Annotated in this window: 13 protein-coding genes and 1 pseudogene; all 14 read right to left on the bottom strand. The window is 42.4% G+C overall.

The window, feature by feature from the left end:
- Positions 1 to 54 precede the first annotated feature (54 nt).
- The 14 genes and pseudogenes from cysK to EO126_RS00170 all read right to left on the bottom strand — a co-directional run bounded on the left by cysK (position 55) and on the right by EO126_RS00170 (position 13,407).
- Positions 55 to 975, bottom strand: a complete 921-nt coding sequence (cysK, locus tag EO126_RS00235) for a cysteine synthase A (protein ID WP_006555316.1) — start codon at positions 973 to 975, stop codon at positions 55 to 57.
- 1,475 nt (positions 976 to 2,450) lie between these two features.
- Entirely contained in the window at positions 2,451 to 2,927 is a 477-nt protein-coding gene (locus tag EO126_RS00230; RefSeq protein ID WP_127006887.1) for a hypothetical protein, read from the bottom strand.
- Positions 2,928 to 3,482: 555 nt separating this feature from the next.
- Positions 3,483 to 4,085, bottom strand: a complete 603-nt coding sequence (locus EO126_RS00225; RefSeq protein WP_127006885.1) for an SGNH/GDSL hydrolase family protein — start codon at positions 4,083 to 4,085, stop codon at positions 3,483 to 3,485.
- 67 nt (positions 4,086 to 4,152) lie between these two features.
- On the bottom strand, positions 4,153 to 4,842 hold the full coding sequence (queC, locus tag EO126_RS00220) for a 7-cyano-7-deazaguanine synthase QueC (RefSeq protein WP_127006883.1): 690 nt from the start codon (positions 4,840 to 4,842) through the stop codon (positions 4,153 to 4,155).
- 242 nt (positions 4,843 to 5,084) lie between these two features.
- The gene (hisC, locus tag EO126_RS00215; protein WP_127006881.1) at positions 5,085 to 6,173 is read right to left on the bottom strand and encodes a histidinol-phosphate transaminase; all 1,089 of its coding nucleotides are present in this window, start codon (positions 6,171 to 6,173) and stop codon (positions 5,085 to 5,087) included.
- Between the two features lie 82 nt (positions 6,174 to 6,255).
- On the bottom strand, positions 6,256 to 6,579 hold the full coding sequence (hisE, locus tag EO126_RS00210) for a phosphoribosyl-ATP diphosphatase (RefSeq protein WP_127006879.1): 324 nt from the start codon (positions 6,577 to 6,579) through the stop codon (positions 6,256 to 6,258).
- A gap of 39 nt (positions 6,580 to 6,618) precedes the next feature.
- The gene (gene hisI, locus EO126_RS00205; protein ID WP_127007120.1) at positions 6,619 to 6,936 is read right to left on the bottom strand and encodes a phosphoribosyl-AMP cyclohydrolase; all 318 of its coding nucleotides are present in this window, start codon (positions 6,934 to 6,936) and stop codon (positions 6,619 to 6,621) included.
- Positions 6,937 to 7,001: 65 nt separating this feature from the next.
- Positions 7,002 to 7,760, bottom strand: coding sequence for an imidazole glycerol phosphate synthase subunit HisF (hisF, locus tag EO126_RS00200; protein ID WP_006555309.1), 759 nt, complete (start codon positions 7,758 to 7,760; stop codon positions 7,002 to 7,004).
- Positions 7,761 to 7,847: 87 nt separating this feature from the next.
- Positions 7,848 to 8,645: a 1-(5-phosphoribosyl)-5-[(5-phosphoribosylamino)methylideneamino]imidazole-4-carboxamide isomerase gene (hisA, locus tag EO126_RS00195; RefSeq protein WP_240631425.1), complete on the bottom strand. Its 798-nt coding sequence runs from the start codon at positions 8,643 to 8,645 to the stop codon at positions 7,848 to 7,850.
- A gap of 259 nt (positions 8,646 to 8,904) precedes the next feature.
- Positions 8,905 to 9,537, bottom strand: a complete 633-nt coding sequence (hisH, locus tag EO126_RS00190) for an imidazole glycerol phosphate synthase subunit HisH (RefSeq protein WP_127006875.1) — start codon at positions 9,535 to 9,537, stop codon at positions 8,905 to 8,907.
- A gap of 48 nt (positions 9,538 to 9,585) precedes the next feature.
- The gene (gene hisB, locus EO126_RS00185; RefSeq protein ID WP_127006873.1) at positions 9,586 to 10,248 is read right to left on the bottom strand and encodes an imidazoleglycerol-phosphate dehydratase HisB; all 663 of its coding nucleotides are present in this window, start codon (positions 10,246 to 10,248) and stop codon (positions 9,586 to 9,588) included.
- Complete coding sequence (gene hisD, locus EO126_RS00180; RefSeq protein ID WP_127006871.1) at positions 10,238 to 11,566, bottom strand: histidinol dehydrogenase; 1,329 nt, start codon at positions 11,564 to 11,566, stop codon at positions 10,238 to 10,240. Before hisD ends, hisB begins: the two co-directional genes overlap by 11 nt.
- Positions 11,567 to 11,624: 58 nt before the next feature.
- Positions 11,625 to 12,254 (bottom strand): annotated as a pseudogene (gene hisG, locus EO126_RS00175) (ATP phosphoribosyltransferase); the annotation flags it as partial.
- Positions 12,250 to 13,407, bottom strand: a complete 1,158-nt coding sequence (locus EO126_RS00170; protein ID WP_127006869.1) for an ATP phosphoribosyltransferase regulatory subunit — start codon at positions 13,405 to 13,407, stop codon at positions 12,250 to 12,252. The gene EO126_RS00170 and the pseudogene hisG, both read right to left, overlap by 5 nt.
- Between the last annotated feature and the right edge of the window lie 249 nt (positions 13,408 to 13,656).

The raw sequence follows: 13,656 nt of genomic DNA, 5'->3' as shown, positions 1-13,656 counted from the left end.
TGCCTAATGCTCGGCAACTGCCGCGGCAGTTGCGCTGACCGTATGTCGATTAACTTAGGCTTTTACGTATTCTACATCATCAAATTCAAGCATAGATAAGTATTTTTCAACTCCGTCCGGAGCGATAGCTACTACAGGCACGCCAGGGTTTTTAGTGGCTAAATCTTTAGCTGCTTTAATAGCTGCGCCGGCGGAAATACCGATGCTGATACCGCTTTCACGCATGAAAGTCTGTACTTGAGCAATTGCATCATCATCAGTTACAGTTACAACTTCATCCATAAGGGATTGATCAAAGTTTTCAGGAATAAAACCGGCACCGATACCTTGAATTTTATGAGCGCCGCCCTTGCCTTCGGAAATCATTGGGGAACCGGCAGGTTCAACCGCAACAGCTTTCACGTTAGCATTATGTTCTTTCAATTTACGAGCTACCCCGGTGAATGTACCGCCGGTACCAGCGCCGGCTACTACGATGCCTACATTTGGAACTTGTTCAAGAATTTCGGTAGCTGTTGTTTCGTAGTGAATGCCAGGGTTGGCAGGGTTTACGAACTGGCCTAAAGTTACGGCACTTGGGTTAGCATCAAGAATTTCCTGAGCTTTAGCTAAAGCACCTTTCATACCGGTTGCTTTTGGAGTCAAAATCAACTGAGCACCGTAAGCTTTTACTAATTCACGACGTTCTTTACTCATGCTTTCAGGCATCAAGATAACAACTTTAATACCCATAACAGCACCCAACATAGCAAGTGCGATACCGGTGTTACCGGAAGTTGCTTCTACCAAAATAGTGTCAGGTTTAATCAAACCTTTCTGTTGAGCGTCGCGCAACATACCATATACGGCACGGTCTTTAACACTGCCGCCGGCATTGTATTTTTCCAATTTTACAAAAACATTAGATTCCCCAATTTGATATACAGGAGTATTACCAATCAATTTTAATGTGTCATTTACAGGTTCTGTACTCATAATAATCATCGTTCCTTTCTCATAGAGTCTCTCAGCTCTAATAAAAAAAGCCCTTGGTCACGTTTGTGACCAAGGGCGATATATCGCGGTTCCACCTTGTTTCATTTGACTGTGCGCACAATCAAACCTTTGCTGTACCTTGAACAAATATTCTCCGGAGCCTTAACTCCTATCAGTTCATACTATACAGATTCGCTGTAACGGGCGACCCCCGAAAAAGACTCCCCTATATTGCTATAGCTTTGCCTTAATAACTCCGAGATGCACTTCCATACACTTCATAAGACCCGCTTTCACCATCCGGGCTCGCTGCACATACAACAGTATATGTACTTTTCTCTTCCTCGTCCTAATTTCTATTCAAATCATAAACCTACTATAACACTATGAATTAATACTGTCAACCGAGAAATTAAACTTTTTGATTTTCCGCCTGTATTAGCTGACGAATATTTGACTCTCTGTTGCACGTACTTTATTTTACTACAACTGTACATTTTTTGCCAGTCCAATATTAGTTATTATTCATTTTCCGACTTCATAACGTCACTATCTAAATCTTCTTTCAACTTTTGCATGCCTAAAAAGAAAAAACAGCCTATTCCTAGGCTGCTTTCTGTTATACATATATATATATTTGCTCGGTATAACCTATGTTGGTCAATCTCCCTACCCAGCTCCCGAATACACAATATAATCTCGATAAGACAAGAGGCCCGTAATTACCGGTCATAAACTTAGCTACTGTCTATCACTCTTCACAGGCATCCTGTCTTACCTGTACTGTCCGCTATGCAATATACCCAATGTATATTGTCTGTCCAACTCCTCGAAATAACCTATACCTTTAAACGTATTTCATCCGGTCCGGCAGAAAACCGACAGCCTTGAAATCTACGCTTATTATAGCAAAGCTTTTGAATATAAAGAATATTTAAAATGAATTTTCCACATAAATATCGGTATCGATTATGCATAATAAGCGTCAAAAAATCGTTCTCACATAATGATAAACAAGATTATTATCAATTAAAATTATTGATAACCGAATTTCAAGCGTTGTTACCGTTGCCGGCTTTTATCGCGCCTAAATGATATAGTCTCTAATAAAACGCCTTAAAAATGTCAAATATTAGCAGCCCATAGCATTTAATCAATGCCGAGTATCAAGATTTCACCGTTATGGTCGCAAATGATTCTTACCATGTTAATAAAGACATCTTATCAATTTAAACGTATAACCTAAATGCATTTTATACTTAACTTTATGGTAAAAAAACAAGACAATATTGCAAAAAATACCCTCCAACGCTATGGTCCGGAGGGTATTCGCATATATTTTCATATGCTTGTAAAGTTAAGTGTGTTGTGTGTTTAGTGTTTAGTGTTTTATGTGTGTGTTGTGTGTTATTTTAGCATTTCGTACATATTGCTACATAACTCAGTGAGGGAGGTTTTTCAGAGAAAAACTAAATTTACGCGTTAAGGACTACACCGATTTGAACGGCACTAGTGCTTTGCGGAGCCGGTTTGTCATCTTTAGGTGGCAATGGTTTCTTATCTTCCGGTTTTACCGGTGGTTTCTGAGCATCCGGTCTGCGATTATTATAGTCATTAGCCAATGCTACTTTACGTTTTTCTTTAGTTTCCGGAGTTACTTTGCTTGGTGCTTTGTCTTTTTTAACAGTTTCTTTTTCAGGTGCTTTTGGGACTACCTGAGGATTCTGCTGCTTCTGAACTTGTTTGTCATTCTTGTTGATCTGTTTATTATCAGCTTTTTTACCCTGTTTATCATTTGGCTGACCTTGTTTATTCTGATCATCTTGTTGCCATACAGCCGGAACATTGTTGTTCATGTCTTGTACGCCTTGTGCATTTACCAAAACGCCGAAAGAGTTGGCCCAAAGAGTTACCGCCGCGACAGGTACCATTAATACATATTTACGTTTCATAACTATACCTCCTAGTACAAAATTATACAAACTTTTTACTATATGATTAATAGTTTTATATTAATCATACAATACTATATACTTACCTTATGTGTTAATTGATGTTTAACATATGTACATGTTACCTGTATTTTATGAGTTATATGTGAAAATTTCGATGATCTTTCAGTGAAGTTTTTCATAATCGTTCATCTATTCTTCATATGTATCATTATTCATAAATAAGGTAAATATATAAGTCATTATAAACAGAAAAATGCCGTTGCCCTTAGGGAGGAGGCAACGGCAAGTTGTTCGTACATATTTGTACTCACGATTAGGTATAGGTATTTAGAGGTTTAACAAGTGGACTCACTCGCCGGAACTTCCGGGATAAAGAAGTTCTTGGAGTTGTAGCGCCCGATTCTGAATAACCATTAACTACTGTTCCCTTGTTATGAGCCTATTATAGCATGTAAATCTAATAATTTCAATATCTAAAATTTATTTTTTTCGATTAAATTCAAATTTTTCTATTTAAATTATAAAAAGCCGCATAAATACAGGCTTTGCAACTTACATACCGCCGAACCCCGACTTCAAAACATCACAGGCCGCTTCATACATGTAGTGATAACCCAACTCATTAGGATGCACATCACCGGCATAAAGGATTTCACCGCGATAATCAGCCTCGGCGATTTTTTTGTAAAAATCTATATACAATAACCCCTGCTCTTCGCAATAGGTTCGCAACCGTTCATTATAGTCAACCAAGACTGCATCATCACCGTCCGGATCGCAATCAATCTGCGGTGCCAAACCGATAATTACATCACTGCCGGCTTTTTGTATGTGGTGTACCGAACGCATAAGTGAAAAGTAGCAATCTTCCGCATTTCTACCATGCAAAATATCATTCGTACCGCCCATAATAACTACCGCATCATAACTTGCTTCATGCAAAGCACGCTCTAAATTATTATAAATCGCCTGTAAGGTTGCCCCGTCAACACCGGCATTTACCAGCATCGGTTTCGAGCCGCCATTAGCGGTGATATTCTTCTCAAAATGAGCTTGCAATAATTCGACCCAACCTTTACCGTACGGCACATCATAGCCGCGCGTCAAACTGTCGCCGATAAATAACACCCGTTGCCAAGTTTTTTTATCTGCCATATCGTCACCACCTAATCTGTATAATTAACTTATTCCGTTTTATCTGATTAACTTTTAGATAATAATCTTATTTCATAAGCGGATCGGTCGTACCGTTAAGTTCAAAAGCTTTAATACGATCGATACAAGTTCCGCAAGTACCGCAAGGCTTGTCGCCCCCTTCGTAACAGCTCCAAGTCAATTCATACGGCACTTTAAGGTCTAAGCCGACTTTAACGAGTTGCGCCTTATTTTTAGCAGCAAACGGTGCCACTACCTGCACTTTATCATAAGTTCCCAAAGAAATCGCTTTTGTCATAGCGTCCACAAAAGCTTCACTGCAATCCGCATACGCATTGCCCGCCGCATCATCGGCATGAGCCCCTAAATAGAGCTGCACCGTATCATCAGGGAATAAACTCATACCCAAACTGGCTACAGCGGACAGCATCAAACCGTTACGGAACGGCACATAGGTGCTGACCATGCCTTCACCCTGCTCTTCAATCTGTTCCGCATAGCTCTTATGAATAATCTCATCTGTGGAATTTTGCAATAAAGACGAATTGGAGTATTTTAAAATCTGCGACAGATCCAATTCATAATGAGGGACTTCATAGTACGCCGCAATTTTACGGGCACATTGAAGCTCTTTGTCATGTTTTTGCCCGTAAAAAATGGATACGGCCGCTACATTTTCTTTGCCTAAACGGTCAATGGCCAAAGCCAAACATGTGGTAGAATCCACACCGCCGCTGGATAATACAATTGCTTTCATAGCGTCTCCTTTATAGTTTATAGTATTACTCTATATCTTTACTCTCTATATTATCATAACACATTTGCCAAGATGTTCAGCCGGAAAATAAGTTCATGCAAAAACCCTTGCCTAAATTCAGACAAGGGCTTCGTATCTTCTAACAATAATTAATATATAGTTATTACCTTTAAACCTCTTTTAAAAAGCTCAAAACATTATCGGCAAAAGGCTTAAAAGATAGTATTAAACCAAGCATTCTTTTAGTAATATCTGCATTCTTTTAGTAATATCTGCATTTTTTTACAATCATCGGCCTGACCGATTGTTATACGCAACCACTTCGGACTGAGACCGGATCGCACCTGATAGCCCGCTTGCAACCAATAGTCAGCCACGTATTGTGCTTTTTCAGTCGTCGGGAATTCCACAAAGATAAAATTGGCTTCACTGTGATAATAATGAAGTTTAAGTTCATCAAGACAAGCTTCCCATTTACGTCGTTCCACAGCATTAGCCGCAACAACACGTTCAATAAAGGCTTGGTCCTGTAAGGCTGCTTCCGCCGCTACTTGTGACACACTATTCAGATTATATGGCAAGCGGATGGCTTGCACATAATTGGACAACTCGGGACTCAACACTAAATAACCGACCCGATAATTGGCGAGCCCATAGGCTTTTGAAAAAGTCCTCATCAAACCCATGTTGCCAAACTCCGCCAGTAACGGCAGTGCACTGGCCGAATCTGTTGACGTAACAAACTCTATATAGGCTTCATCTATCAAAACAAGCACATCTTTAGGTGCTTGCCGCATAAACTCACGAATGGCCGATACCGAACAATACGTACCGGTCGGATTATTCGGATTACAAAGCCACACGAGGCGAGTTGTATCATCAATAGCCGCCAACATACCGTCCGGATTCGCAGCTCCCGTAACCGCATCACAAGGCACAGCTTTGATCTGAGCCCCCTCTAATTGGGCATTCAAAGCATATTCCGAAAAAGTCGGTGTACTGATAACAATGGAGTCCTTAGCAGTCAAAAAGGCACGACTTAACATCGTAATAACTTCATCAAGGCCCACCCCGATAACAAGAGATGATTCCGGCACGTTTAAATGTTTTGCCAAGGCGGTACGCAAAGAACCGGCATTACCGTCGGGATACTGACTGCTGTCATGATCGGTCACATACTTAAGGACCGCTTCACGCACTTGCGGCGATGTGCCGTACGGATTTTCATTGGCCGATAAACGAACTACACGCTCCACACCCAGACGCGCCTGCAAAGCTGACACCGGCTCTTCCGGAATATATGGTTTTAATTGTTTAATACTCTCTTTCATACCCAAGCTCTCTTTCTTCTTATATCCATCAAAGATATGCCTTTTAAAAAAGGCCCACCGCTCTCGGGTGGACCTACACAGGCTACAAATTCTTTATTTCAGGTCTATCCGTTGTTTTGCTGATGCGTCCTTCACGACGAGCCAATTCTTCGGTTATTGCTTCATAAGGAATTCCTTTTTCAACCAACAAAACCAATACATGATACAGTAAATCCGCTGTTTCACTGACAAGTTCTTCAGTGCCTTCATTTTTGGCCGCAACAACCACTTCGGTAGCCTCTTCGCCTACTTTTTTTAAAATCTTATCCAGTCCTTTTTCGAATAAATAATTCGTATAGGACCCTTCTTTCGGCTTCAATTGCCGATTCTTAATGACTTCATATAATTCCGCCAATTCCTGCGTCATAATAGTCCCTCTCTCTTATTAAGCCTTCCCAAACTATTTTTATTTGAGTTTAATCTCATTAAAAAAGCAGCTCCGTGCGCCTGTATGACAAGCCGGTCCATTCGGTATGACTTCCAACAGCAATGTATCCCGATCACAATCCAAAGCCGCTCTTACCACCTTTTGCGTATGACCGCTGGTGGCACCTTTATGCCATAGTTCTTGACGTGAACGCGACCAAAACCAGGTTTCACCGGATTGTAACGTCCGTTCATAACTTTCCTGATTCATGTAGGCTACCATAAGTACTTCCTTAGTAACCGTATCAACTACCACCGTGGGCAATAACCCCTGACCCTTGGCAAAATCGGGCATCAAGTCATCAATTGCCTTTTTGTCCCCCGCCGTATATATAACATTCTCAGCCATCTTAAATACGCCTCCTAGCGAACCGGAATATGATGGGCGCGCAACACATCTTTCAATTCAGCAATCGTTATTTCGCCGAAGTGAAAAATAGAGGCTGCCAAAGCACCGGTTACCTTAGTTTTTGTAAAAACTTCCACGAAGTGGTCCACCGTACCGGCCCCGCCGGAAGCAATAATCGGTACCTGTACCAATTCACCGAGACGCTCATATAATTCAATATCAAAGCCGGATTTGGTACCGTCCTTATCCATGCTTGTCACCAACAGCTCACCGGCTCCCAAAGCTACTGCTTCTTGAGCCCAATCATAGGCCAAGCGCTCCGTCTTTTTACGGCCCCCATGACTATAAGCGTACCGTTCACCGGTAAGCGGATCCGTTTTCACATCAATAGCCACAACGATGCACTGATTGCCAAATTTTTCAGCCCCTTCACGGATAAGCCGGGGATTGGCCAATGCAGCCGAATTTAAAGAAATCTTATCCGCACCGGCCTGCAATAACTGTTGCATATCTTCAACGGTACGAATTCCGCCGCCTACGGTAAGCGGCATAAATACTTCTTTAGATATAGCGGAAATCACATCTTTAAAGGTCCCCCGACCTTCCGTCGTCGCCGTAATGTCCAAAAATACCTGTTCATCGGCACCTTGTGTTTCATAGGAAGCGGCAATCTCTACGGGATTACCCACATCAACCAGATTTATAAAATTTACCCCTTTTTTGACACGACCGTTATCCACGTCCAAACAGGGGATAATACGTTTTGCCAACATGGTCTCGCTACTCCTTTATCACTCTTATAAGCTTTAAAATATCAAGGCTTATATTTTAAGGTAGACTCTTTTAAGTTAGTAGTTAACTTACAACGATGCTGATTCTTTATGAATTTGTCGCGTATAGTAAGGCGACGGTTCGATCAACGTCCCTGCTAATTCACTTTTTTCTAAAGCAACAATATCCATCAAGGCTAACGGGCCTTCATATAAAGCCTTACCCACGATACAATCGACAATACCGACTTCACGAAGTGCTACAATATCGCCGGCGTTGCGAATACCGCCGGATGCAATAATACGAGCTTCCGGAAATTGTTCATGCAAACTAACCAATAATTCCTGGTTAACGCCCTGCATAGTACCGTCACGATTAATATCCGTTACGATAAAATGTTTAGCTCCCGCAGCCATCATCTCACGAATTAAATGGCTCATATCCACATCGGATTTTTCAACCCAACCTTCCGTAGCCACTTTGCCGTCGGCGCCGTCAACACCGATTACAATTCGTTCCGAACCATAAGTAGCCAACATCTCTTTGGTAAATTCCGCCTGCTTTAAAGCGACCGAACCTAAAATAATACGGTCGATACCGGCATTTAAATACGCTTTAATAGTTTCTTCGTCACGAATGCCGCCACCTACTTCAATAATTCCGCTAAAAACTTGACGAATACCGATAATAATATCGTAACTGACCGGTTTACCGGCTTTAGCACCATCCAAATCCACCACATGAAGTGCCTTAATACCGGCTGCCTCATAGTCTTCAGCTTGTGCCACCGGACTGTAATTAACTACTATTTCCTTATCAAAATCACCTTTATATAAACGAACGCTGCGTTTGTCTTGTATATCAATGGCCGGAAAAATCACGGTCATCCCCTCCTTTATGTACTGCTGTTATATTATGTATAATTTTATAATATACACCTCTATTTTACATATGTCTACATTTTATATCGAACTTTTCTATAAAATGTATTAGTCTTTATTATAAAAAAATGTGCAGTACCGACCCTTATATACAACAAACACTAACTTTTAAGAATTATTTTAATTATCAAATTTCACTATAAATAATGTCTTTGAATTTTCACGACATCGGCTATAAATTTAATACAGCCTTACTAAAATTCTATTATGCCATTACTTCCCCTTTGTATTCGCCATGGCATATTTCACCAAAGCGCTTCAACAAACGAAGACCTATGGCGGCGCTTTTTTCAGGATGGAACTGCATGCCATACACATTCCCCGCTGCCACTACAGCCGGAATTTCAATACCATAATCAGCGGTTGCCGTAATATATCGGGCATCGCAATTCACATAATAGGAATGAACAAAATAGGTATATTCACCGTCAATACAACTAAAAGGACTTGTTGCATCCAGCAGTCGATTACGATTCCAACCGGTATGCGGCACCATGATCCCCAAGTCTTGCGGAATCGCCTCAACCGTTCCCGGAATAAAGCCGAGTCCTTCCGTTTCACCATACTCAGTAGACGAATCGAATAACAACTGCATCCCCAGACAAATACCTAATATAGGAATACGACCGGTCACCACGTTTTCCAATACGGGCACCAGTTGTCGTCGTTTCAAGGTATCCATAGCCTGACGAAACGCTCCCACGCCCGGTACTACAACCCCATCGGCACTTAAAATAATTTCTTTATCCGCCGTCAACACGTTGGGAATCCCCAAATAAGTGAACGCTTTTTGCACATTAAAGGTATTCCCCGCATCATAATCTATAATTGCAATCATTCATGTACCTTCTCTTCTCTCATAACCGACTGTGCCAAATCTTTCATTCTATACGGTTAAACTCCTCTTAGTTGAGTTAATGCCCTCAATGGCCTCATTGACTGTTACGCTTTTACGCAAGGCTCGGCCCAAGGCTTTAAACATGCTCTCAATAATATGATGAGTATTACGCCCGTATTCATTGCGCACATGAAGATTCATAAGGCCGTTCATGGCAAGCGCTTGGAAGAAATCTTCCACTAATTCCGTTTCGAAGCTCCCCAACAAAGGAGTTTGCAAGTCTGCTTTAAATACTAAATAGGGACGGCCGCTCAAATCGATCACGACCTGAGTCAGAGCTTCATCCATAGGTACCCAGGCATCACCATATCTTTCAATTTGCCGTTTATCACCCAAGGCCTGCGTAAGAGCCTGTCCCAAAGCAAGAGCCACATCTTCTACCGTATGATGCGCATCAATATAAGTATCACCATGCGCCTTAACCGTCAAACCGAAACGACCATGTTTGGCAAACAGCGTTAGCATGTGATCAAAAAAGCCTATACCGGTACTCACATCAATACCGGTTTGTTCATCTAAATTAAGAGCCACCGCAATGTTTGTTTCCGCCGTAACCCGTGTTACCGCAGCCTTACGCGGTGAAGCCGATGCCTTATCATTAACCGCTTCGCTGCCATTAACGGCCTTAGCCGCTTTATAATCAGTGTCCATAGCCAACGACCTCCGCCTCATCCGTTACGGAAAAATCTTTTGTTTGGTCAAAACGCACTTCAATGGAACGGGCATGGCCTTCCAAACCTTCCGTACGAGCCAAGGTAGCAATATGCGGTGCCAATTCGGCCAAACGTTCTTTGGAAAATTGCATAAAAGCTGTGCGTTTTACAAAGTCATATACACCGAGAGGTGAGGAAAAACGAGCTGTGCCACTGGTCGGCAATACATGATTCGGGCCGCCCATATAATCGCCCAACGGCTCAGCCGTGTACGAACCGAGAAATACGGAGCCGGCATTTTCAACCAAACTCATATAATTCATGGCATTGGCCAATTGAATTTCCAAATGTTCCGGCGCCACTTCATTCATTAAGGTAAACATATCGGCAACAGAATCCATAATGGCAATAAAACTGCGTTCTTCAATGGCTGTGCGGGCAATGTCTTGACGCGGTAAAGTCTGTAGTTGTCGTTCCACTTCATCCGCAACGGCATGAGCCAATACTTCACTATCGGTAATTAAAATAGCCCGTGCCCGTTTATCATGCTCTGCCTGAGACAATAAATCGGCGGCCAAGTGAATGGGATTCGCCGTTTCATCCGCCAGAATACCGATTTCCGAAGGTCCCGCAATCATATCAATGGATACTTGGCCGAACACCTGACGTTTAGCCGTGGCCACATAGATATTGCCGGGGCCCACGATTTTATCCACTTTCGGAATCGATTCGGTACCGTATGCAAGGGCACCCACGGCCTGAGCTCCGCCAACCTGATACACCGCATCAACACCGGCCAGTTTGGCCGCCCCCAACACAATAAGTGCTATGCCGTCTTTTTGAGGCGGTGTCACCATAATGACTTCCTTCACGCCCGCTAATTTGGCCGGTAACGCACACATCAGAATCGTGGACGGATAAGCGGCGGTACCGCCCGGTACATAAATGCCCACTCGCTTTAACGGCGTCACTTTCTGACCTCGCATAATACCCGGTGTATCAAGGTCGATAAAGCTCTGGTCAATTTGGCGTTTGTGAAAGGCTTCAATGTTGTTTTTGGCAACTTCCAAAGCCTCTTTTAACACCGGTTCCAATGAATTATACGCTTCTACCAACGCTTCTTCGCTTACCTTTAAATCCGTCAACTTCACCCCGTCGAATTTTTCGCTGTAATCACGTAAAGCGGCATCACCCTTAGCAATAACGGTTTCAATAATCTGGCGTACCTGTTGTTCAATAACCAAGTCTGTTGTGGCCGCTGTATATTGATTGACCAAAGACAGCATCTTGGCCAACGGTTCTCTGTATATTTTCATACTATTACCCTTTCTCCTGTTTTTCTCAAATTAAATATCCCAAGTATATATCTCAAAGCTATTTAAAATCGTCCGACTGCCGAGCCGCTTTTAACCGATCTACCAAGTCAAAAATCTCACTCCGTTTTTGTTTAAGAGCCAAAGGATTGGCGACCAAGCGAGTCGAAATCGGGCTCAGTTTGTCAAAAATCTGAAGATTATTTTCACGCAAAGTTGTACCCGTTTCCGTTATATCCACGATAGCATCCGCTAAGCCGATAAGCGGTGCCAACTCCACAGAACCTTCAATTTTGATAATTTCCACATCTTTACCGCGGCCCGCAAAATAGCGTTTCGTAATATTCGGATACTTTGTGCCGATAGTGTGACGCCGCGGTTCATTCATATCATAGCCTGCCAGCGATGCTAAAATGAATTGACAACGACCGGTTTGTAAATCCAATAACTCATAGCCCGTGTTTTGCTGCTCATCCAAAATATCGCTGCCTACGATACCGATATCAACCACCCCATTATTTAAATAGGTCAAGACATCGCCACCTTTTACCAAAATCACTTTTAAATTATCGCCCAAATTAATAACAAGTTTGCGCTTTTTATTTCGAAGCGGTTCACAGTCGATGCCGCAACGTTCAAACAACGGAATGACTTGCTCTTCCACACGCCCTTTAGTCAACGCAATACTAAGCATCAGCTTTCACCCCTTCCGCTGTAACTACATAAAGCTTCGCTCCGTCAGCTTTAGCCTGCGTCCGAGCTTCCGCCAATGTATCCGCCAATACCAAGCTATAGGCCGGATGTGCCAGCAAATAATCGGCCGCTTTATCCCAAGCACCGAACTCTGCGTATACATAAATCGGTTGTGCCTTCGGCACTTCGATATGAGCCACTTCGGTTAATACATCTAAATCAAAACCCATGCCCACCGCACAAGTCGGTTCCTTTTGAAAATTGGCGAGTAATTTATCATAGCGACCGCCGCTCACCAGGTAACTGGCTACACCGTCAACATAACCGCGGAACGTAATTCCCGTATAATACGGCTGTGGTGCGGGGCTGCTAAAATCTATCCTCACCTGCTGACTCGATAATTTTTGCACGGCCTGAGCCATTTCCATGACTCTGTTCACCAAACGCTGCGCATTCATCGGTAAAATAATGGCCTCCAGTTCACGTTTTACTTCATCAATGGATCCGAAAAGGCGCGGCCAAATCTTAAGTAATGAATATAAAGTATTTTCCGCATATGATTCAATTAAACGTTCATAAACAGGCAGGTTTTTGTTAAATAAAGCATCAAATAAGGCAGTCCGTTCATTTTCACTGAGCCCCAGAGCCGCCACTACCGTTTCAGCAAAACGAGCATCGCTAAGTTCCACATAGAGGCGATTATTGAGCCATAAACGATTGACCTGATTAATAATCAGCAAACATTCCAACTCCGCTTGTTCAGAAGCATAACCGACCAGTTCAATCCCCGCCTGCGTTACTTGATTGGCCCAGCCGCGATGTGCCTGATTCATAGCCAAAACATCACCGATATAATAGAATTTCTTTGGCAAATTCACTTGAATATTAGCCAAGAAACGAGCTATCGGCAATGTCAGATCAGGGCGCACTACCATGCGTTCCTGCGAACTGTCAACGACTTCATACATCCGTTGTTGCACGGCCAAGTCGTAATCATCAAATATATTTTTGTATTCAATCAGCGGCGTATTAATCTTGGTATAGCCCCGTTCATAAAAACATTTGGCCAAGCCGTGACTAAGGGCCGCTTTTTTCTGTGCTTCTTCGCCAAACTCATCACGAAATCCCGGTGGTAAACGTTTTTGTCTCATACCTGCTCCCTACTCTCTCTTTCCATCCAGTTTTATCTCTGCTTTTATTCTTCATCTAACTAAAGTATTAAAGTTATAATACACTTTCAAACCGGGATAGTCAACTTTCATTTAAGCATAGCAATTATGTATTTAAGGAATGAATTAATGTTTTCAAGCGAAATACAACATAAATAAAAAAGCCTTTAGCTGTATCAATCATACAGCCAAAGACTTATTATCTTATTGTTCTCTCTATTTGATTTCCCA

The sequence above is a fragment of the Veillonella seminalis genome (assembly GCF_003992065.1).
Taxonomy (GTDB): Bacteria; Bacillota; Negativicutes; order Veillonellales; family Veillonellaceae; genus Veillonella_A; species Veillonella_A seminalis.
This window is presented reverse-complemented; position numbering and strand designations above follow the sequence as displayed.

Excerpts from the sequence above, each read along its gene's own strand:
- hisD (WP_127006871.1), bottom strand. The coding sequence starts at position 11,566 with ATGAAAATATACAGAGAACCGTTGGCCAAGATGCTGTCTTTGGTCAAT.
- hisF (WP_006555309.1), bottom strand. The coding sequence starts at position 7,760 with ATGTTGGCAAAACGTATTATCCCCTGTTTGGACGTGGATAACGGTCGT.
- EO126_RS00230 (WP_127006887.1), bottom strand. The coding sequence starts at position 2,927 with ATGAAACGTAAATATGTATTAATGGTACCTGTCGCGGCGGTAACTCTT.
- hisH (WP_127006875.1), bottom strand. The coding sequence starts at position 9,537 with ATGATTGCAATTATAGATTATGATGCGGGGAATACCTTTAATGTGCAA.
- EO126_RS00170 (WP_127006869.1), bottom strand. The coding sequence starts at position 13,407 with ATGAGACAAAAACGTTTACCACCGGGATTTCGTGATGAGTTTGGCGAA.
- queC (WP_127006883.1), bottom strand. The coding sequence starts at position 4,842 with ATGAAAGCAATTGTATTATCCAGCGGCGGTGTGGATTCTACCACATGT.
- hisE (WP_127006879.1), bottom strand. The coding sequence starts at position 6,579 with ATGACGCAGGAATTGGCGGAATTATATGAAGTCATTAAGAATCGGCAA.
- cysK (WP_006555316.1), bottom strand. The coding sequence starts at position 975 with ATGAGTACAGAACCTGTAAATGACACATTAAAATTGATTGGTAATACT.
- hisC (WP_127006881.1), bottom strand. The coding sequence starts at position 6,173 with ATGAAAGAGAGTATTAAACAATTAAAACCATATATTCCGGAAGAGCCG.
- EO126_RS00225 (WP_127006885.1), bottom strand. The coding sequence starts at position 4,085 with ATGGCAGATAAAAAAACTTGGCAACGGGTGTTATTTATCGGCGACAGT.
- hisB (WP_127006873.1), bottom strand. The coding sequence starts at position 10,248 with ATGGACACTGATTATAAAGCGGCTAAGGCCGTTAATGGCAGCGAAGCG.
- hisA (WP_240631425.1), bottom strand. The coding sequence starts at position 8,645 with ATGACCGTGATTTTTCCGGCCATTGATATACAAGACAAACGCAGCGTT.